Annotated in this window: 12 protein-coding genes; 8 read left to right on the top strand and 4 right to left on the bottom strand. The window is 72.1% G+C overall.

Annotated elements, in window-relative coordinates; genetic code table 11:
* The 3 genes from ABZZ20_RS35650 to ABZZ20_RS35640 form a co-directional block, all read right to left on the bottom strand.
* The coding region (locus ABZZ20_RS35650; RefSeq protein WP_356876989.1) for an SDR family NAD(P)-dependent oxidoreductase at nucleotides 1-7,252 on the bottom strand (7,252 nt) is incomplete at its 3' end.
* A 173-nt stretch (nucleotides 7,253-7,425) separates the two neighbouring features.
* The gene (locus tag ABZZ20_RS35645; protein WP_356876987.1) at nucleotides 7,426-7,641 is read right to left on the bottom strand and encodes a ferredoxin; all 216 of its coding nucleotides are present in this window, start codon (nucleotides 7,639-7,641) and stop codon (nucleotides 7,426-7,428) included.
* Nucleotides 7,642-7,655: 14 nt separating this feature from the next.
* Complete coding sequence (locus ABZZ20_RS35640; protein ID WP_356876985.1) at nucleotides 7,656-8,909, bottom strand: cytochrome P450; 1,254 nt, start codon at nucleotides 8,907-8,909, stop codon at nucleotides 7,656-7,658.
* Between the two features lie 403 nt (nucleotides 8,910-9,312).
* Here ABZZ20_RS35640 and ABZZ20_RS35635 point away from each other — a divergent pair, with 403 nt between their 5' ends.
* From ABZZ20_RS35635 to ABZZ20_RS35605, 7 genes are all read left to right on the top strand, one after another.
* Nucleotides 9,313-10,083 (top strand): alpha/beta fold hydrolase, encoded by a 771-nt coding sequence (locus ABZZ20_RS35635; protein ID WP_356876983.1) that lies wholly within the window; start codon nucleotides 9,313-9,315, stop codon nucleotides 10,081-10,083.
* A 128-nt stretch (nucleotides 10,084-10,211) separates the two neighbouring features.
* Entirely contained in the window at nucleotides 10,212-11,681 is a 1,470-nt protein-coding gene (locus ABZZ20_RS35630; protein WP_356876993.1) for an AMP-binding protein, read from the top strand.
* An 11-nt stretch (nucleotides 11,682-11,692) separates the two neighbouring features.
* The gene (locus ABZZ20_RS35625) at nucleotides 11,693-12,931 is read left to right on the top strand and encodes a type III PLP-dependent enzyme (RefSeq protein WP_356876991.1); all 1,239 of its coding nucleotides are present in this window, start codon (nucleotides 11,693-11,695) and stop codon (nucleotides 12,929-12,931) included.
* Nucleotides 12,924-13,418 carry a cobalamin-dependent protein gene (locus ABZZ20_RS35620; protein ID WP_356876981.1) on the top strand — a complete coding sequence of 165 codons (495 nt, stop codon included), beginning with the start codon at nucleotides 12,924-12,926 and terminating at the stop codon, nucleotides 13,416-13,418. Before ABZZ20_RS35625 ends, ABZZ20_RS35620 begins: the two co-directional genes overlap by 8 nt.
* A complete protein-coding gene (locus tag ABZZ20_RS35615) occupies nucleotides 13,415-14,773 on the top strand; it encodes a methylaspartate mutase (RefSeq protein WP_356876979.1) in 1,359 nt (452 codons plus the stop codon). Before ABZZ20_RS35620 ends, ABZZ20_RS35615 begins: the two co-directional genes overlap by 4 nt.
* Nucleotides 14,773-15,525: an alpha/beta fold hydrolase gene (locus ABZZ20_RS35610; protein ID WP_356876977.1), complete on the top strand. Its 753-nt coding sequence runs from the start codon at nucleotides 14,773-14,775 to the stop codon at nucleotides 15,523-15,525. Before ABZZ20_RS35615 ends, ABZZ20_RS35610 begins: the two co-directional genes overlap by 1 nt.
* 164 nt (nucleotides 15,526-15,689) lie before the next feature.
* Nucleotides 15,690-16,436, top strand: coding sequence for a TetR/AcrR family transcriptional regulator (locus ABZZ20_RS35605; RefSeq protein ID WP_356876975.1), 747 nt, complete (start codon nucleotides 15,690-15,692; stop codon nucleotides 16,434-16,436).
* Nucleotides 16,437-16,575: 139 nt separating this feature from the next.
* Here ABZZ20_RS35605 and ABZZ20_RS35600 read toward each other — a convergent pair whose 3' ends face one another.
* Complete coding sequence (locus tag ABZZ20_RS35600) at nucleotides 16,576-18,207, bottom strand: MFS transporter (protein ID WP_356876973.1); 1,632 nt, start codon at nucleotides 18,205-18,207, stop codon at nucleotides 16,576-16,578.
* Between the two features lie 721 nt (nucleotides 18,208-18,928).
* Here ABZZ20_RS35600 and ABZZ20_RS35595 point away from each other — a divergent pair.
* On the top strand, nucleotides 18,929-20,862 hold a 1,934-nt coding region (locus ABZZ20_RS35595), incomplete at its 3' end, for a type I polyketide synthase (protein ID WP_356876971.1).

Here is a 20,862-nt window from a genome sequence, read left to right as displayed (position 1 = left end):
CCGACTTGCCCTCGCGGACCGTACCGGTCACCACTCCCGCGGCCGTGCCGCCCTCCGCGAGGGCGGTCAGACCCGAGAGGAGTTCCTCACGGTCCGTGCCGATGACGACGGCCCGCTCGTTGAGCCGGGCGCGCCGGGTGGCCAGCGCCCGGCCGGTCACCGCGAGGTCCGCGTCGTCCAACGTCTCCAGGTGCGCGACCAGACGTCCGGCCTGCGCACGCAGCGCCTGCACCGTCCGCCCCGACACCACCCACGGCAGCAGCCCGGTGGCGGCCTCGGCCTCGGCGGACTCGGGGGCTTGGGCGGACACCCCGGCTGCCACCGGCGGCTCTTCGACGATGAGGTGCGCGTTCGTACCGCTGATGCCGAAGGAGGAGATGCCCGCGCGGCGCGGGCGATCGGCCACGGCCGGCCAGGCGACCGGCTCGGTCAGCAGCTCCACGGCTCCCGCCTCCCAGGTGACCTGGGGGGAGGGTTCCTCGGCATGCAGGGTCTTGGGCAGGACGCCGTGCCGCATGGCCTGGAGCATCTTGATGACGCCCGCGACACCGGCAGCCGCCTGCGTGTGGCCGATGTTGGACTTGATGGAGCCGAGCAGCAGCGGACGTCCGTCCACCGGGCGCTCCTGGCCGTACGTGTCCAGCAGGGCCTGTGCCTCGATGGGGTCGCCCAGCGTGGTGCCGGTGCCGTGGCCCTCGACGACGTCGACGTCGGCGGCGGTCAGCCCGCCGTCCTGGAGGGCGCGTCGGATGACGCGCTGCTGCGAGGGACCGTTGGGGGCGGTCAGGCCGTTGGACGCGCCGTCCGAGTTGACCGCGGATCCGCGCAGGACACCGAGGATCCGGTGACCGTTGCGTTCGGCGTCCGACCGGCGCTCCAGGAGCACCAGGCCGACGCCCTCGCCCCAACCCGTGCCGTCCGCGCCGCTGCCGAAGGACTTGCACCGGCCGTCGGCGGCCAGGCCGCCCTGTCGGCTCATATCGACGAAAGTGTCCGGCGTGGACATGACGGTCACGCCGCCCGCGAGCGCGAGCCCGCAGTCACCGCGCCGCAGCGCCTGCGCTGCCCAGTGCATGGCCACCAGGGACGAGGAGCACGCCGTGTCCACGGTCACCGCAGGGCCTTCGAGGCCGAGCGCGTATGCGACGCGGCCCGAGACCACGCTCGCCAGGCTGCCGTTGCCGTGGTAGCCGGCGAGGTGTTCGGGCAGTGGGCCCAGACGCAGGCCCCAGTCGTGGTACATCACGCCGGCGAACACGCCGGTGTCGCTGCCCCGCAGGGCGTGCGGGTCGATGCCGGCCCGCTCGAACGTCTCCCAGGAGACTTCGAGGAGCAGTCGCTGCTGCGGGTCCATGGCCTGCGCCTCGCGCGGGCTGATCCCGAAGAACTCGGCGTCGAACGCGGCGGCCTCGTAGAGGAACCCGCCCTTGTCGGTGAGGCTCTTGCCGGGCTTGCCCGGCTCCGGGTCGTGGATGTCCGAGTCCCAGCCGCGGTCGGTCGGGAACGCCGAGACGGCATCGACCCCGCCCTGGACCAGCTGCCACAGGTCGTCCGGCGTCGCCACGCCGCCCGGGTAGCGGCAGGCCATGCCGACGATCACGATCGGGTCGTCCTCGGCCGGGAGGACCGTGGTGGCGGGTGCCGCGCGGCGGGCGTCGCGCCCCGGGTCGCCCAGCTTGCTCGCCAGATGGTCGGCGAGTGCGCTCGGCGACGGGTAGTCGAAGATGAGCGTGGCGGCCAGCGGGAGGCCGATGGACGAGCTCAGCCGGTTGCGGAGTTCCACGGCGGCGAGGGAGTCGAAGCCCATCTCGTTGAACGCGCGCGTGGGGTTGATCCGGTCGGCGCCGTCGTGGCCGAGGACGGCCGCGACCTGCGTACGGACGAGGTCCAGCAGGGCCTCGCCGCGCTCGGCGCGGGACAGGCCGGCGAGCCGGCGGGCCAGGGACTGTTCGACGGGGACGCCGCCGGTGCCGGCGCTGCGGCGGGCGGGCCGCACCAGGCCGCGCAGGACGGACGGGACCTCGGCGGCCCGTGCCTGGAGGGTGCGCAGGTTGAACCGGACGGGTACGACGGCGCCTTCGCCGCCGGTCGCGGTGAGCGCGCCGTCGAGCAGCGCGAGGTTCTCGGCGGGGGTCAGCACCTGGAGGCCGAGGCGCTCGATGCGGCGCAGGGCCGCCTCGTCGAGCTGCCCGCCCATGCCGCCCACGCCGGTCCACAGTCCCCAGGCCAGGGAGGTCGCCGGCAGTCCGGCGGCGCGGCGCGCGGTGGCCAGCGCGTCCAGGAACACGTTCGCCGCCGCGTAGTTGCCCTGGCCGGCCCCGTCGAGCAGGGTGGCCGTGGACGAGAACAGGACGAACGCGGACAGGTCCATCCCCTGCGTCAGCTCGTGCAGGTTCCACGCGCCGTCGGCCTTGGGTCGCAGGACCGTGTCGAGCCGCTCGGCGTCGAGCGAGCTGACGAGACCGTCGTCGATCACACCGGCCGCGTGCACGACGGCCGTGAGCGGACGGTCGGCCGGGATCGCGGCGAGCAGTGCGGCCAGCGCGTCCCGGTCGGCCGCGTCACAGGCGGCGACGGTCACCTGGGCGCCGAGCGAGGCCAGCGCCTCGGTGGTCCCGCGTGCGCCCGGGGCGTCCGCGCCCCGCCGGCCGGTCAGCAGCAGGTGGCGTACGCCGTGTTCGGTGACCAGGTGCCGGGCGACGGCGGCGCCGACCCCGCCGGTGCCGCCGGTGATCAGGACGGTGCCCTGCGGGTCCCACGGGGACGGCTGCGGGTCGGTCGCGGGCAGCGTGGCCAGGCGGGAGACGTACAACTCGCCGTCCCGGACGGCCGCTTCCGGTTCGTCGAGGGCCGCGGCCAGCCGCAGCAGGTCATCCGGCTCCAGCGAGCCGTCGCAGTCCACCAGGACGAACCGGCCGGGGTTCTCGGCCTGCGCCGAGCGCACCAGGCCCCACACCGGTGCCTGGGCCAGGTCGATGTCCTCGCCCGGGGTGACGGCGACCGCCCCGCGGGTCAGGACGACCAGGCGGTCGGTCGCCGACCGCTCGTCGTCCAGCCACGCCTGGAGCGCGGCCAGCACGTCCTGCGCGACGGCGCGCACCTGCGCGGGCACATCGGCGCCGGCGGCGGCGCCCCGCAGACTGTGGTGGGCGACGACGGCGGGCGCGTCCTCGCGGGGCGCCGGCAGCGGCCGGGAGGTCCACCGCAGGTGGAAGAGCGCGTCGTGGGCCTGCGGGCGCAGCTGCTCGGCCGTGACCGGGCGGACCGTGAACGACTCGACGGAGGCGACCGGCAGGCCGTCGGCTCCCGCCAGGTCGAGCGCGACGGAGTCGGCGCCGGTCGCGGTGATCCGTACCCGCAGGGTGGAGGCACCGGCCGCGAACAGGGAGACGCCCGACCAGGCGAACGGCAGCCGCGGACCCTCGCCGACCGGCTCGGGGGACGCGAAGTCGGTGGCCTGGAGCACGGCGTCCAGCAGCGCCGGGTGCAGGCCGAACGCGGACGCCTGGTCCTTGACGTGGGCGGGCAGCGCGACCTCGGCGAACGCCTCGCCGTCGCCCTGCCACACGGCCTTCAGACCGTGGAACGCCGGGCCGTAGCCGTACCCCTGGGCCGCCATGTCCTCGTACAGACGGGCCGTGTCGACGGGCCGGGCGCCACGCGGCGGCCACACGGCGGCGTCGAACGGCTCGGCCGCGGCGGGCCCGCCGGCCACGGTCAACACACCCGTGGCGTTGCGGGTCCACGGCGCGTCGGCGGGGGCGTCCTCGTCGCGGGAGTAGAAGGCGATCGGGCGGCGACCGTCAGCGACGGCGGCCTCGACCACGATCTGCAGGGCCACCCCGCCGGTGACGGGCAGCAGCAGCGGAGCCTCCATGATCAGCTCGTCGAGCCGCTCCCAACCGGTCTCCTCACCGGCCCGCAGGGCGAGTTCGACGAACGCGGTGCCCGGCAGCAGCGTGCTGCCCGCGATCACGTGGTCTGCCAGCCACGGCTGCGAACGCGGGGAGACCCGCCCGGTCAGCACCGAGGCGCCGGTGTCGGCGAGGGACACTACCGCGCCCAGCAACGGGTGGTCGGCGGCCACCTGCCCGAGGCCGGCGGCATCGCCGCGGGACACGGGGGCGGCCAACCAGTAGCGCTCGCGCTGGAACGCGTACGTCGGCAGCTCGACGCGGCGGGCACCACGGCCCGCGAAGTACGCCTGCCAGTCCACCCGCGCGCCGCGGGCGTGCGCGGTGGCCAGCGCGGCCGACAGCTGCCTCAGGTCGTCGTGGCCGCGCCGCAGCGCGGAGACGAACACCGCGGCGCCGGCGGGGCCGGCGGCGCCGGCAGGGTCCGCGAGGCAGTCGCGGCCCAGGCCCGACAGGACCGGGTCGGGGCCGATCTCCAGGAAGGTGGTGACCCCGAGGTCGGCCAGCCGGCGCACCCCGTCGTCGAAGCGGACCGCCTCGCGCACGTGGCGCACCCAGTACTCCGGCGAGCACAGCTCGGCGGCCGTCGCGGTGCGCCCGGTCAGCGTCGACACGAGCGGGATGCGCGGCGCGGAGTAGTCCAGGATCTCGGCGATCCGGCGGAACTCGTCGAGCATCGGTTCCATGAGCGGCGAATGAAAGGCGTGGCTCACCCGCAGCTGCTTGGTCCGGTGCCCGTCGGCCTCCAGCCGTGCCGCGACCTCGGCCACGGCCTCGGCCGCACCCGAGATGACCACGGACGCCGGGCCGTTGACCGCGGCGATCGCCACCCGGTCGGCGCCGACGGCCGCCAGCAGCGGCGCCACCGCCTCCTCGGAGGCCGTCACCGCCACCATGGCGCCGCCCTCGGGCAGCTCCTGCATCAGGCGGCCACGCGCAGCCACCAGGGTCGCGGCGTCGTCCAGGGACAGCACGCCCGCGACGTGCGCGGCGGCCAGCTCGCCGATCGAGTGGCCCGCCACGTAGTCGGGGCGCACGCCCCAGGACTCCAGCAGCCGGAAGAGGGCCACATCGACGGCGAAGAGGGTGGCCTGCGCGTACACCGTCTCGTTCAGCAGTGCGCTCTCGGCGGTGTCCTCGGCGGCGAACAGGATCTCGTGGAGCGGCCGGTCCAGCTGGAGGTCGAGGTAGCCGATCGCCTCGTCCAGGGCGGCGGCGAACACCGGCTGGGTGTCGTACAGCCGGCGGCCCATGGCGGCGCGCTGGCTGCCCTGCCCGGTGAAGAGGAACGCGAGTCGGCCGCCGTCCGCGGTGCCGGGGAAGACGTACGGCGACTCCTGGCCCTCGGCCAGGGCCCGCAGGCCCGCCAGCATCGCGTCGCGGTCCTCGGCGGCCACCACCGCACGGTGGCCGAGCAGGGCGCGGGACGTGGCGAGGGAGTAGCCGAGGTCGGTCGCACCCGGTGCGTCCTCGTCCTCGGCACGGGCCAACAGCCGGGCGGCCTGGGAGCGCAGCGCCGCCCCGCTCGCGGCGGAGACCGGCAGCAGGACGGGGCCGCTCCGGAGGGTCGCGGGGGCCTCCGGGGCCGCGCCGGCCCCGGAGGTGTCCGCCGCGGCGGCGGGCGGTTCCTCGATGATGACGTGCGCGTTGGTACCGCTGACGCCGAAGGAGGAGACACCGGCCCGGCGGGGCTCCTCGCCCTTCGGCCAGGCGACGGACTCGGTCAGCAGCCGTACGTCGCCGGCCGACCAGCCGACGTTGGGGGTGGGCTCGTCCACGTGCAGGGTGCGGGGCAGCTCGTCGTGCCGCATCGCCATCAGCATCTTGATGACGCCGGCCGAGCCGGCCGCCGCCTGGGCGTGCCCGATGTTCGACTTGGCGGAGCCGAGCCAGACCGGCCGGTCCTGCGGCCGGTCCTTGCCGTACGTGGCGATCAGGGCCTGTGCCTCGATCGGGTCGCCGAGGGTGGTGCCCGTGCCGTGCGCCTCGACGGCGTCGACCTGCTGGCCGGTCAGGCCGGCGTTGGCGAGGGCCTGGCGGATGACCTGCTGTTGGGCGCGACCGCTCGGCGCGGTCAGGCCGTTGGAGGCGCCGTCCTGGTTCAGGGCGGAGCCGCGGATGACGCCCACCACCGGGTGGCCGTTCTTCTGTGCGTCGGACAGCCGCTCCAGGACGAACACGCCGACGCCCTCGGCGAACGCGGTTCCGTCGGCGGCGGCCGCGAACGCCTTGACCGTGCCGTCGGGTGCCAGGCCCCGCTGCCGGCTGAAGGCGGTGAAGGTGCCGGGGCTGCCCATGACGGCCACACCGCCGGCCAGCGCGAGCGTGCACTCGCCGCGCTGGAGCGACTGGACGGCGAGGTGCATGCCGACCAGGGAGCCCGAGCAGGCGGTGTCCACGGTCAGGGCCGGGCCCGCGAGCCCGAGGACGTACGAGACGCGCCCGGAGATGACGCTGGGGGCGTTGCCGCTCAGCAAGTACCCGTCGAGGCCGTCCGGCGCCTCGTGGAGCCGCATCGCGTACTCCTGCGGCTCGGCGGCGATGAACACGCCCGCCTCGGTGCCGCGCAGCGAGCCGGGGTCGATGCCGGCCCGCTCGACGGCCTCCCACACGGTCTCCAGCACGAGCCGCTGCTGCGGGTCCATCGCGAGGGCCTCGCGCGGGCTGATCCCGAAGAAGTCCGCGTCGAACTCGGCCGCGTCGGGCAGGAATCCGCCGTGCCGCACGTACGTGGTGCCCGGCGTCGAGGGGTCGTCGGAGAAGAGCGCCTCCAGGTCCCAGCCGCGGTCGTCCGGGAACTCGTCCCGCACGTGCTCACCGTTGCTGATCAGCCGCCACAGGTCCTCCGGGGAGGCGACCCCGCCGGGGTAGCGGCAGCCTATGCCGACGATGGCGACGGGTTCGTCCGATGCGGCCACGGCACGGACCGGCGTCTCGGGGCGGTCGGACAGGCCCAGGACTTCGGTGCGCAGGTGGGCGGCGAGCTCGGCCGGCGACGGGTGGTCGAAGGCGACGGTCGGCGGCAGGGCGAGGCCGGTGGCCCCGTTCAACCGCATCTGGAGCTCCAGCAGGGCCACCGAGTCGAGCCCCAGGTCCTTGAAGGAGCGGTCGGGGTCGACCGACGGGGGAAGGGCCGCCGCGTCCGGCGCGTCGGCGTGCTTCGCCCGCAGGACGGCGAGCGCGTGATCGCGTACCAGGTCGAGCAGTACGTACGTCTGCTCGGCCGTGGCGAGCGCCTCGAGGTCACGCACGAGCGCGGACTCCGTCGCCGCGTCCGCAGCGGTGTGACCGGTCGGCACACCGTCGGTGCCGGAGACAAAGTTTCCGGGCTCAGTCATCTGCACTCCACACACTCGTTGTCCGCAGCGGACGGAAGGGATGTCAGCAAGCTCGCCGCCCGCCCGGAGACGACCGGGCGTCAACGGGCGGACGGGGAAGGGCCGTCGAACGGGCTGGTGGACGGTCCGGGGGCCGCCCGCGCAGGCCGCCCCCGGGCGTCGTACGGGCGGGGTCAGTCGGCGGTGGCCACCGCGGGCTCGACGAGGCTCAGGGCCTGCACCGGGCACGCCTCGATGGACTCCAGGATCTGGTCGCGCAGCGACTCACCGGGCTCGTCGACGACGAGGACGGCCTGGCCGTCCTCGTTCTGGTCGAAGACGTCGGGGCCCGAGAGCACACAGGCCCCGCAGGCGACGCAGACGTCCTTGTCGATGATGACCTGTAGCATCTTCGTCCTCTCCGCTACCAGGTGACCGGCAGCTCGTGCAGGCCGTCGATGAGGGCCTTTTCCTTGAAGGGGAGCTCCTCCACCGGCTTGGCGAGACGGATCCCGGGGATGCGGCGCAGCAGCGTCGTGAACAGCACCTCCATCTGCATCCGGACCAGGACCTGGCCCGCGCAACGGTGGTGGCCGTAGCCGAACGCGATGTTCGCCGCGGCCTCCTTGCGGTGGAAGTCGAGGGTGTTCGGGTCCGCGAAGACGCGCGGGTCGTGGTTGGCCGCGGTCAGCGAACAGATGACGCCCTCGCCCTTGCGGATGAGCTGGCCGCCGATCTCGGCGTCCTCCTTCGCGACCCGGACGGTGCCGTGGTCGGCGACGCTCGAAAAACGCATCAGTTCGTCGACCGCCTGGCCGGCGAGCTCCGGGTTCTCGCGCAGGATCGCCGCCTGCTCGGGATGGCTCAGCAGCACCAGCACGGCCATCGTCATGCCGTTCATGGTGCTCTCGTGACCGCCGGCGATCATCGTGCGCACCAGGGCGCTGATGTCGGTGGGGCCGAGTTCGCCGCCCCGCTCCTGATTGCGCAGGATCAGGCTGCTGATCAGGTCGTCACCGGGGTTCTCCGTACGCTCGGCGATCAGCCGGTGCAGCAGGATCTCGACCTCGGTGTTGGCGGCGGCGTGCTCTTCCGGGGTCCCCTGGGTCACCAGCGAGGTGATCCAGCGGTAGAACAGGTCGGTCTGGTCGCGCGGCACGTCCAGCAGCTCGGTCATCGCGATGGACGGCAGCGGCATCGTCAGGGCGGAGATGATGTCCACCGGGCCGCCCTGCGCGAGGACCGCGTCGATGAGCTCGTCGACGATCTCCTGGGTCCGGGGCCGCATGGCCTCGACCTTCTTGGCGGTCATCTCCGGCATCAGCATCATGCGGTGCTGGGTGTGCACCGGCGGATCCATGTGGAACAGGGTCCGCTGCACGATGCCCTGCTCCAGCAGCTCCAGGGGGAAGCCGAACTGGAGCGGGTAGCCGGGGTCGGCGATGTCCGACTGGAACCGGGGGTCGCGCAACATCTGCTGCATGTCCTCGTAGCGGGTCAGCAGCCAGGCCTCGCGGCCGTTGAACGTCAGCTTCACCCGGGAGACCGGCTCGCTCTCGCGCAGCTCCGCGTACTCCGGGGCCGGCTGCATCGGACAGCCGGTGCGCGCCAGCGGAAACGGGCGGACCGTCGTCTCCGACCGCGCATTGGTGAGTTCCGTCATGGGTCCCTCTCTCATCCGCCCCGCACCTGGTGTGCGGTCACGGCCTGGATCGATCGCGTGGGTCGTGGTCGGGGCTCGGGCTCAGCGGCGGCAGGGGAGGGCGCACACGAGGTGCGTCACCGTTTCACGGAAAACGGCTGCGCATTCCTCCCCCAGACTCTCCCCAGCTATCGCTGGGAGGCGCCCCCATCCGGGGGGACCCCCAACCGGAGTTCACCCCATGCAGGCTGCTGCGCTTCACCTTCACCGAATACCCCTAAGTCGTTCTGTCCCCGGAGGAAATGCAGTCCCGTCGGAGAACGTAGGGGTGGTGAAGGGTGGGCACAGGGGGCGTTGGTGATGGCGGCCGGAGCGGCCCGCCGTTTCGATGGAGAGTGCGGGACCACCCGGTGTCCGTGAGAGGGGAAATCGAAGAGACATGACGGAAGCGCTCCAGGGCACCAGTGCATGGATCCGGCGGTTCCGCCCTACGCCGGACGCCCCCCACCGCCTCGTCTGCTTCCCCCACGCGGGCGGCGCAGCCACCTTCTACTTCCCCATGGCCCACGCCCTCGCGCCGGACGCGGAGGTCCTGGCCGTCCAGTACCCCGGACGTCAGGACCGCCGCGGCGAACCCTGCATCGAGGACATCGGGACCCTCGCCGACCGGGCCACCGAGGCCCTCCTGGAGTGGGCCGACCGCCCCCTCACCCTGTTCGGGCACAGCATGGGAGCCCTGGTCGCCTTCGAGGTCGCGCGCCGGCTGGAGGACCGCGGTCGCGGGCCGGCCGGGCTCGTCGTATCGGGCATGCGCGCCCCGTCACGGCTGCGCATCGGATCGGGCCGGGCGGAGACGACCGAGGAGCTCCTCGCCGGCATCATGCGGCTCCAGGGGACCGACGCGGCCGTCCTGGACACCCCGGAACTCGTCGACATGATCCTTCCCGCCCTGCGCAGCGACTACCGGGCCGCCCGGAGTTACCGCTGGAGTCCGCGACCCCCGCTGAGCGCGCCGGTCCTCGCACTCACCGGCACCGAAGACCCGCACGTGACCGCGGACGAAGCCGACGCCTGGCGGGAACACACCGTCGGCCCGTTTTCGCTCGCTGTTTTCAGCGGCGGCCATTTCTTCCTGACGGCACACGCCGACCGTGTCCGCCAGACCGTCAGCGATTACATCGCCCGGCCGTTCCCACCGAACTCCATCTGAATCAGAACGCCATCCGAAAAGCAGGAAGAACTCGAGGCAGGAGTGGGGCGTTGGTCACCCTCTCGTATTCAATACGCGAAGAAACTGGAATTACTCCCGAACGATCCCCGGGGGAAACCGTCCACGGGCTGCTGGACGACGCGGCCGCCGCGGTGCCGGACGCCGTCGCGATCCGTGACTCCGTCGGCGCCTGGACCTACCGGGAACTGGCCCAGTACAGCCAGGCGTTCGCCGCCTGGCTGAGCAGCCGCGGCATCGGCCTCGGCGACCCGGTCGTGCTCCAGCTGCCGACCGGCCGAGAGCTGGCCGCCATGTTCTACGGGGCCTCCCGGGCCGGAGCGGTCTTCGTACCGCTCAACCCGACGATGAAGCCCTACCACCTGCGCCAGGTCAGCGAGAACGCCGGGCCCAAGCTGGCCATCGGCTCCGCCGAGACCGGCCCCGGCCTGCTGGAGGCCGTCGGCCAGGTGCACCTGCTCGCCGACGTGTGGGCCGAGGTGGAACAGCTGCGCGCCCGGGGCGCAACCCTCACCTCCGAGGTGCGCCCCGAGGACGTGGCGACCCTCATCTACACCTCCGGTAGCACCGCCGCCCCCAAGGGCGTCGTCTGCCCGCACGCCCAGGTCACGTTCGCCTCCCGGGCCCTGACCCAGGCGCTCGGCTACCGCAGCGACGACGTGGTCTTCTGCCGCTTCCCGATGTCCTGGGACTACGGCCTCTACAAGGTCGTGATGACCTGCATCGCCCGCTGCGAGATCGTGCTGGCCGATCGGGACTCGGACCTGACCCTGCTGCGCCGGATGCGTGAGACCGGGGCGACGGTGGTGCCCATCGTGCCCTCCTTCGCCTCCATGATCGTCACCCTGGGTCGGCGCGACAGCGGATCCCCGGCCCCCGTCCGGATGTTCACCAACACCGGCGCAGCCCTGCCGCAGGCCACCATCGACGCACTGCGCGAGCACTTCCCCGGCGCCCGCGTGGTCCGCCAGTACGGCCAGACCGAGGCCAAGCGCATCACCGTCATGCCGCCCGAGGAGGACCGGGAGCGCCCCGGCGCCGTCGGACTGCCCCTGCCCGGCACCCAGGTGCTCATCGTGGACGCCGACGGCCGGCCGCTGCCCGCCGGCGAGGTCGGCGAGATCGTCGCCGTGGGCCCGCACGTGATGCCGGGCTACTGGAACAGCCCCGAGATCACCGCCCGCGCCTTCCGCACCGACCCGGCGAGCGGCCAGCGCTGCCTGCACACCGGCGACTACGGCAGCCTCGACGAAGACGGCTACCTGTACTTCGAAGGCCGCCGCGACGACATGTTCAAGCGCAAGGGCCTGCGGATGAGCACCCTGGAGATCGAGGGCGCCGCCATGGACATCCCCGGCGTCCGCGCCGCCGCCGCACTGCCGCCCGGGGACAAGCACGACCTCGTCCTCTTCGTGGAGAGCGACCTGACCCCCACCGAGGTGCTCAGGGGCGTCGCCCAGCGGCTGGAGTCCGCCAAGGTCCCCGCGGTCTGCCGGGTGCTAACCGAGTTCCCGCTCACCCAGCACGGCAAGAACGCCCGCAAAGAGCTGGCCCTGCTGCTCGACGGAAGTGGAAAGTGAGTCCCCAGTCCATGGAGCCGACCGATCTCGCCCGGCAGTACGGCACACCCCTGTACGTGTACGACCTCGACCGGGCCCGCGCCGCCCGCCACGACCTGTTCGCCTCGTTGCCCGAGGGCTTCGAGGTCTTCTACGCCTTCAAGGCCAACCCGCACGTCGATCTCGTCCGCGCACTGCGCGAGGGCGAAGGCCCCTCGTGCAAGGCGGAGATCAGCTCCACCGGTGAGCTGGCCGCCGCACTCGAAGCCGGCTACCCGGGCGCCGACATCCTCTACACCGGTCCCGGCAAGACTCCCGAGGAACTGGGGGAGGCCATCGCCGCAGGCGTGCGCACCTTCTCCGCCGAATCGCTCGGAGACCTGGAGCACATCGGTGCGGCAGCCGTCGAGCACGGCACCGTCGTCGACTGCCTGCTGCGGATCAACAGCGCCTCCGCCAGCGCCACCACCAGCATCCGCATGACCGGCGCCCCCACCCAGTTCGGCATCGACAGCGAGACGGTCCGCGGCCTCGCCGAGCAGCTCCGCTCGGTGCCCGGGACCTCCGTCGCCGGCCTCCACCTCTTCTCGCAGAGCAACGCCAGCGACGAGGAGGCCCTGATCGGCGAACTCACCCACACCATCCGGGTGGCCGCCGCCATCGAGGAGGACCTCGGCATCCCGCTGCGCCTCCTCGACATCGGCGGCGGCTTCTCCGTACCGTACGCGCAGCACGGCGAGCGGGCGCTCTACCCCAAGCTGCGCACCGAACTGGAGTCCGCGCTCGACGTCCACTTCCCGCACTGGCGCGAAGGCGCACCGCGGCTCGCCGTCGAGTCCGGCCGCTACCTGAGCGGCGACAGCGGCACGCTCGTCGCCCGCGTGACCAACGTCAAGGTCAGCCGCGGCAAGAAGTTCGTCATCCTCGACGCCGGCATCAACACCTTCGGCGGGATGTCCGGCCTGGGCCGGCTGCTGCCCGTGTCCGTTCAGGTCGAGGCCGACGACGAGACGGAGCGGGCCAGCCTGGTCGGTCCGCTGTGCACCCCCGGCGACGTCCTCGGCCGGGGCATCGACGTCCCGGTCCTGGAGGTCGGCGACCTCGTCCGCATCCCCAACGCCGGTGCGTACGGGCCCACGTCGAGCCTGCTGATGTTCCTCGGCCGCCCGGCCCCGACCGAGGTCGCCGTCCGCGGCGGCGAGGTCGTCTCGGTCTCCCGGATCGAGCACGTGCGCACGTACCGGGTCCGGGAGGGCGCACCTCATGCGTGAACCGTCCGCGAGAACCACGGAGGCGTTCCCCGAGCGGTCCAAGGGAACGGTGATCGTCACCACGCTCGCCTCCGACTCCCACACCTGGAACCTCGTCTTCCTCCAGCTGCTCATCGAGGAGTGCGGGTACGACGTGGTGAACCTCGGCCCGTGCGTGCCCGACGAACTGCTCGTCTCCGAGTGCCGCGACCGCAACCCCGAGATGATCGTGATCAGCAGTGTCAACGGCCACGGCTACCAGGACGGGATGCGGGTCATCGGCCGGCTCCGGGACTGCGCCCCGCTGGCCGCCACCCCGATCGTCATCGGCGGCAAACTCGGCACCGACGGAGGCGAGGGGACGAGCCGCACCCACGAGCTGATGGCCGCCGGCTTCGACGCCGTGTTCGAGGACGGTCAGGACCCGATCGCCGCGTTCCACTCGTTCCTCGCCACGCTGCCCGCTCCGCAGCAGCGGGCCGTGGACCACGCCCGGGTCTCCGCATGACCGTCCTCGACGCCGTCCGGGAAGGACGGCCCGACAGCCCGGCCCCCGTCGACTTCGGGGAGTTCGTCCGCCGGGAGGGCGGCAACGGCCGCCTGGTGGTCCAGCCCCGCATGGGCTTCGGGGACCCCGGGCGGATGCGCGCCGGCCTCGCCGCCACCAAGGCCGCCGCCGCCACCACCGTGGGCACCCTCACCCTCGACAGTTACACCCGGGTCGGCAACCTGGAGGCCGTCGAAGCCGCGCTGCGCGACGGCATCGACCTCAACGGCTACCCGGTCGTCAGTCACCCGCCGGCCACCACGGCGGCGGTGCTCGACGGCGTGCGCGACGCGGGCTTCCCCGTCCAGGTCAGGCACGGCTCCGCCACGCCCCTCGACATCTTCTGGGCGATGATGCGGCTCAACCTCAACGCCACCGAGGGCGGGCCGGTCTCGTACTGCCTGCCCTACGGACGCACCCCGCTCGCCGACGCCATCCGCAACTGGGAGGGCTGCTGCGAGCTGTACGTCCGCATGCAGGACGTGGGCATCGAACCGCACCTGGAGACCTTCGGCGGCTGCATGATGGGCCAGCTGTGCCCGCCCAGCCAGCTCGTCGCCATCAGCTTCCTCGAAGCGATGTTCTTCGCCCAGCACGGCCTGCGCTCGATCTCACTGAGCTACGCCCAGCAGACCGACATGGCGCAGGACCGGGAAGCGGTCACCGCGCTGCGCCGGCTCTGCGCCGAACTGCTGCCGATCGACAACTGGCACGTCGTCATCTACGCGTACATGGGCGTCTACCCCGAGACGGACCACGGCGCCTACGGCCTGCTGGGCAGCGCCGCCGAACTGGCCGTCGCCACCGGCGCGGAACGGCTCATCGTCAAGACGGCCGCGGAGGCGCGCCGCATCCCGACCGTCACGGAGAACGTCCACGCACTTGAGTACGCGAGCCGGACCGCGCTGCGCACCGGTCGCGGACCGGACGCCACCTTCGCCGACTCCCAGACCTACCAGGAGGCGCGGGCCCTGGTGGACGCCGTGCTGAACCTCGACGACGACCTGGGGCGCGCCCTGCTCACGGCGTTCCGCCGCGGCTACCTGGACGTCCCGTACTGCGTGCACCCGGACAACGCGGGCCGGGCGCGCAGCTACATCGACTCCGGCGGGCGGCTGCGCTGGGCCGAGACCGGCAAGCTCCCGCTGACCGGGATCGCCGAGCGCGGGCCCTCGCGGAAGATCGGCTCGGCCGACCTGATGAACGACCTCTTCCACGTCCGCTGCAAGTTCGACGCGGGAGCCCACGAGCTCGACACCACGACCAGACGGCTGATCCGCGCTCAGGCCGGCCCACGGACCAAGGAGTACAGCTGATGACCACAGAGGCACCCGTGGAGACCGGCGCCTGGGTGCGCCGCTTCCACCCCGACGGCAGGAAGGCCCCGCACCGGCTGGTCTGCTTCCCGCACGCCGGCGGCTCGGCCTCCTTCTACTTCCCGGTCTCCCGGGCGCTGACCCCGGGCGTCGACGTCCTCGCCATCCAGTACCCCGGGCGCCAGGACCGGCGCAACGAGCCCTGCCTCGACTCCATCGCGGCCCTCGCGGACGCGGTGGCCGACGAGCTGCGGCCATGCTTCGACCGACCCGTCACCTTCTTCGGGCACAGCATGGGCGCGACCCTCGCCTTCGAGGTCGCCCGGCGCCTGGAGGCGCAGGGCACCACCCTGCACGGGCTGTTCGCCTCCGGCCGCCGCGCCCCGTCCACCGTGCGCGACGAGCGGGTCCACCTGTGCGACGACGAGGGCCTGCTCGCCGACATCACGCGGCTCGCCGGTACCGACAGCCAGGTGCTGGGGGACCCGGAGATCGTCCGCATGATCCTGCCCGCGGTCCGGGCCGACTACCGGGCCGCCGAAACCTACCGGTACGCGCCCGGGGCGCCGCTGACCTGCCCGGTCTTCGTCCTCACCGGCGACAGCGACCCGCACGTGACCCCCGAGGAGGCACGCGCCTGGCAGGGGCACACCACGGGCCCGTACACGTTGCGGACCTACCCCGGCGGTCACTTCTACCTCAACTCCCAGGCGGCCTCCGTACTGGGGGAGATCACGGCGCACCTGAGCTGACGCACCCCGGGCCGGGCGAAGGCTCCTGCCGAGTCCGGTGGGGGCCTTTTTCCCGTGCCCGGACGATCGTGCGGGAAAACGGCCTGGTGGCGCATACCATGTCCCCAAATGCGTGCGTGATACGCATGGACCGATGAAGAGGACGAATGAAGGCGGGACGCTCCATGACCAGTAACGAGGGCAGCGGCCTGCCGGGCAGCATCGACGTGCTGTGGGAGCTGCGCAGCAAGGAGCAGCGCGGAGCACGCGCCGGACTGAGCGCGGCGCGCATCGTCACGGCTGCGATCGAGTACGCGGACCAGTTCGGGCTGGGATCCCTGTCGATGGCCCGGGTGGCCGAGCGACTCGACTTCGCGACGATGTCCCTGTACCGGCACGTGTCGAGCAAGGACGAACTGCAGTCGCTCATGGTCGACATGGCGTACGGCAGGCCGCCGCTGCTCGAAGGCAGCGACAAGGACTGGCGCGGCGGTCTGGAACTGTGGGCCCGCGCGTTCCTGGAGATCTTCCGGCGCCACCCGTGGATGCTCCAGATCCCGGTCAGCGGGCCGCCGCTGGAGCCGGGCCAGATGAGCTGGCTCGAATGCGGGCTGCGCACCCTCGGGCGCACCGGGCTCTCGCCCAACGAGAAGCTGTCGGTGATGCTGCTGATGGTGGGCTACGTACGCAACAACGCGCAGCTGTCCATGGGGCTGACCAGCCAGGACGTGAGCGAGGCCGAGCTGATGGCCAACTACGGGCGGGCGATGGACAAGTTCGTCGACGCGGAGACCTTCCCCGCGGTCCGGGAGTTGATCGAGGCCGGGACGTTCGCGGAGACGGACGACGACTTCACCTTCGGCCTCCAGCGGGTGCTCGACGGGATCGAGGTGCTCATCCGCGTCAAGGCCGGCGAGAACCCGTTGGCCTGACGGCGTCGGAGGAACCGCGCGCGGAACGCTGCGCGCGGAACCCCCGCGCAGAACCACGGACACGGCGAAAGACGTCCGCCCCGACCACCTTGCGGTGGTCGGGGCGGACGTCTTTCGGACCCTTCGGGCCTGCCCGGGATCAGCGGTAGGCGACCGAAGAGTGCGGTGCGGCGGCGGGGGTGGAAGCCGCACCAGCGGTGGACTGGGCGTGCTGGGGTTCCTGCGACTGCGCGGCCTCGACCGAGCCGGGCAGCGCCGCCTCGATCGGGGTCTTGCGGAGCAGGAGGGTGGCGATCACGGCGGTGAGGGCCATGAGGGCCGCACCGGCGACCGAGGCCACCTGGAGGCCGTGCGTGAAGGCCTCCCGGCTGGCTTCGATCACCTGGGCGCCGACCTGCTGCGACTGGTGGGCGGCCACGTCGGCCGCACCGCCGATGGTGTTGCGCAGGGAGTCGAGGGCCGAACCGGTGACCCCGGCCGGGCTCACGCTCGCCATGTCGTCGCGGTAGACGGCCGAGCCGATGCTGCCGAGCGAGGCGAAGCCGAAGGCGATGCCGAACTCGGTGAAGGTCTCCGACGTCGCGACCGAGGAACCGGCCTGCTCCGGCGGAGCGGAGGTGACCACGATCTCGGCGGCCAGCGTCTTCGACGCCACCATGCCGCCGGCCAGGAGGCCGACGCCGACCAGGACCACTGCGATGTTGGAGTCGACCTCGACCTGGCTCAGGACGCCGAAGCCGACGGCCATGATGACCAGGGCGGAGCCGATGAGTACGGCCGGGCGGACCTTGCGGCCGAGCGAGGCGGAGAGAGCGACCGCGACACCGATGGCCGGCATGGGCGCCAGCGACCAGAGCGAGGCCTTGAGCGGGGAGTAGCCGAGCACCATCTGGAGGTACTGGTTGGTCAGGACGCTGCTGCCCATGAGGGCGAACGCCACCATCAGGTTGACGATGACCGCGCCGCTGAAGCCGCCGCTGCGGAACAGCGAGATGTTGATCATGGGGTTGGCGGTCGTCTTCTGGCGGACCACGAAGGCGACGATCAGGAGCGCACCGACGACGGCCCAGACGACCGCGCCCTGGCTGTAGCCCTCGATGACGAGCTCCTTGAACCCGTAGATCAGCGTCATCACACCGGCCAGGGACAGCACCGTGCTCAGCAGGTCGAGCTTGCCGCGGTTCGGGTCGCGGTACTCGGGCAGCAGGATCGGAGCCAGGATCAGGACCAGGACCATCACCGGGGTGTTGATCAGGAAGACCGAGCCCCACCAGAAGTTGTTCAGGAGCAGACCGCCGACGACCGGACCGATGGCGGCACCCGAGGTGAGCGTGCCACCCCAGGCCGCGATGGCCGTCTTGCGTTCCTTCGAGTCGTGGAACATGTTGCGGATCAGCGCGAGAGACGTCGGCGTCAGTGTCGACGCGGCGAGACCGAGCAGGGCCCGCGAGGCGATGAGCATCTCAGGGCTGGTCGAGAAGGCCGCGCAGGCGGAGGCCGCACCGAACAGGGCGGCACCGATCAGCAGAAGCTTTCGACGCCCGATGCGGTCGCCCAGCCAGCCGACGGTGACCAGGGTGCCGGCCAACACGAAGCTGTAGATGTCCATGATCCACAGCAGCTGCGACGCGGTGGGCGAGATGTCCTCGCTCAGCGGCGCGATGGCAAAGCCCAGCACGGACACGTCGACTGCGACCAACAAGGTGACCAGGACGATCACCACTAGGCCGCACCACTCCTTCATTCCTGCCTTGGGCTTCAGTTCCGTCATGGTAATCGTCCATATCCTCTCGGCGTACGTGGCACGCAGAGCGTATCAGGTACGCAAGCGCGTGTCACGTACTCGTTGGGGGGTGGAGGGGGAGTGGGGGGTGGCGCCGCGACGGAGGCCGCAACGGAAGGGGCAACGGAGGGACGGCGAGCGGGGCCGGCCGAGGGGGTTCCCGTGCGGCGGCGGGACACACCTTGAGCGCCGTGGGGTGCGGTACCCCAGGCGCTCGGTCGAATCGTTATGAGTCAGGCCCTGCACAAAAAGCGGATCGTCGATGCGGAGCGATAACGCAGGGTTTTCTTGAGACATTTCGTGTCCCTGAACGCAAGCGTATTCCGGGTGGACAACTCGCCCGGTCGGCGGCCGAAGTTTCGCTCTGCAAGCTATCGGAGCGAATTGCCCCGGAGCTACCCCTATCCACCCCTAATTCACCGTGCGCCCGTCGCGATCGGAGAGCAGGGGTCGGCCGGGGGAGGGCCCGGCCTCACCGCGCAGCCTGCTGGGGGGAGGGGTGGGGCAGTCGTGATCCTAGGGGGCCCGAGGCCGCGCTCAGGGGTGGGCGGACCACCCCCTGCCGAAGTAATTTTCGAGAGATATCAGTCCGTGGCGACTGAGTGGAATGCTCGCGAAAACCCGGCGCAGGGATGGATTTCCGGCCCGGGCAGACGCGGTAAAGCGTAGCTCGTTTCGGGTCGTCGAATGGCATGGGAGGGTGTGCTCGGTGAGCAACGAGGAGAAGCTTCTCGGATATCTACGCCGGGCTACCACCGACCTGCGCGACGCCCGCAAACGGCTCGCCGAGGCGGAACGCAGGGCGTCCGGCGAACCGATCGCGATCGTGGGCATGGCGTGCCGCTACCCGGGCGGCGTGAACTCGCCCGAGGAACTGTGGCAGCTCGTGGCCGAGGGGCGGGACGGGGTGTCCGCGTTCCCCACGGACCGTGGTTGGAACACCGACGCCCTGTACGACCCCGAGCCGGGCAAGCTCGGCAGGACGATCACCCGTGAGGGCGGGTTCCTGTACGACGCCGGTGACTTCGACGCGGGCCTGTTCGGGATCTCCCCCCGCGAGGCCCTGGCCCTCGACCCGCAACAGCGCCTGCTCCTGGAGGCCTCCTGGGAGGCCATCGAGAACGCCGGCATCGCCCCGCACACCCTCAAGGGCAGCCGGACCGGCGTCTTCGGCGGCGTGATGTACCACGACTACGCACTGGGTACGGAAGCCGCCGCGACCACCGGCGGCAGCCTCATCACCGGCCGGGTGGCGTTCAGCCTGGGCCTGGAGGGCCCGGCAGTGACCGTCGACACGGCGTGCTCGTCCTCGCTGGTCGCGATGCACCTGGCGGCGCAGTCCCTGCGGTCGGGCGAGTCCACGCTCGCCCTGGCCGGTGGTGTCACGGTGATGACCGAGCCGGACATGTTCCTCTACTTCAGCCACCAACGCGGCATGGCCGCAGACGGCCGCTGTAAGCCCTTCGCAGCCGCGGCCGACGGGACCGGCTGCTCGGAGGGCGTCGGCGTCATCGTGCTGGAACGCCTCTCCGACGCCCGCCGCAACGGCCACCAGGTCCTGGCCGTCATGCGCGGCAGCGCGGTCAACCAGGACGGCGCGTCCAGCAGCATGACCGCCCCCAACGGCCCCTCCCAGCAGCGGGTGATCCGCAGCGCCCTGGAGAACGCCGGCCTGACCGTCACCGATGTCGACGCCGTGGAAGCACACGGCACCGGCACCCGGCTCGGCGACCCGATCGAAGCACAGGCCCTACTGGCGACGTACGGTCAGGGCCGCGACGATGACAAGCCGTTGTGGCTGGGCTCCCTCAAGTCGAACCTGGCGCACACCCAGGCCGCGGCCGGAGTCGGCGGCGTGATCAAGATGATCCAGGCGCTGCGCCACGGCCTCCTGCCCAAAACCCTCCACGCGCAGGACCCGACCCCGCACGTGGATTGGGAGACGGGCAACGTCAAGCTGCTCACCGAGCCGGTCGCCTGGCCGGCGGGCGAACGCCCGCGCCGCGCCGCAGTCTCCTCGTTCGGCCTCAGCGGTACGAACGCGCACGTCATCCTGGAGGAAGCCCCCGCCACCGAGTCCGCCGAGGCCGAAGGCCGCGAACTGCCGGTGGTGCCGGTCGTCCTGTCGGGTCGCTCCGCCCAGGCCCTGACCGACCAAGCCCGGCGCCTGCACGCCCACGTCACGGCGCACCAGGACGTGTCACCGACCGACCTCGCCTTCTCCTCGGCCACCACACGTACGGCCCACGAGCACCGCGCGGTGGTTCTCGGCATGGACCGTGAGGAACTCCTCTCTGGTCTGACCGCCCTCGCGGAGGGCGGCACGGCCGCGGGAGTGGTGACCGGTACGGTCCGGGAGGGCAAGTCGGCGTTCCTGTTCACGGGTCAGGGTGCGCAGCGTCTGGGGATGGGTCGTGAACTGCACGCGGCGTTCCCGGTGTTCGCCCAGGCCCTCGATGCCGTGGTCGCCGCCCTCGATGCGCATCTGGGCACGCCGTTGTACGAGGTGATGTGGGGCGAGGACGAGGCCCTGCTCAACAGCACCGCATACACGCAGCCCGCCCTCTTCGCGATCGAGACGGCCCTGTTCCGACTCGTCGAGTCCTGGGGTGTGCGCCCCGACTTCCTGGCCGGGCATTCGAT

The sequence above is a fragment of the Streptomyces sp. NPDC006430 genome (genome assembly GCF_040612395.1).
In the GTDB taxonomy this organism is placed as follows: Bacteria; Actinomycetota; Actinomycetes; order Streptomycetales; family Streptomycetaceae; genus Streptomyces.
The sequence above is the reverse complement of the archived record's forward strand: the minus strand, read 5'-3'. Positions and strand labels throughout refer to the sequence as shown.

Bases quoted from the DNA above. Each gene is read 5' to 3' on its own strand.
- ABZZ20_RS35645 (WP_356876987.1), bottom strand. From the start codon at position 7,641: ATGCTACAGGTCATCATCGACAAGGACGTCTGCGTCGCCTGCGGGGCC.
- ABZZ20_RS35640 (WP_356876985.1), bottom strand. From the start codon at position 8,909: ATGAGAGAGGGACCCATGACGGAACTCACCAATGCGCGGTCGGAGACG.
- ABZZ20_RS35635 (WP_356876983.1), top strand. From the start codon at position 9,313: ATGACGGAAGCGCTCCAGGGCACCAGTGCATGGATCCGGCGGTTCCGC.
- ABZZ20_RS35625 (WP_356876991.1), top strand. From the start codon at position 11,693: ATGGAGCCGACCGATCTCGCCCGGCAGTACGGCACACCCCTGTACGTG.
- ABZZ20_RS35620 (WP_356876981.1), top strand. From the start codon at position 12,924: ATGCGTGAACCGTCCGCGAGAACCACGGAGGCGTTCCCCGAGCGGTCC.
- ABZZ20_RS35615 (WP_356876979.1), top strand. From the start codon at position 13,415: ATGACCGTCCTCGACGCCGTCCGGGAAGGACGGCCCGACAGCCCGGCC.
- ABZZ20_RS35610 (WP_356876977.1), top strand. From the start codon at position 14,773: ATGACCACAGAGGCACCCGTGGAGACCGGCGCCTGGGTGCGCCGCTTC.
- ABZZ20_RS35605 (WP_356876975.1), top strand. From the start codon at position 15,690: ATGACCAGTAACGAGGGCAGCGGCCTGCCGGGCAGCATCGACGTGCTG.
- ABZZ20_RS35600 (WP_356876973.1), bottom strand. From the start codon at position 18,207: ATGACGGAACTGAAGCCCAAGGCAGGAATGAAGGAGTGGTGCGGCCTA.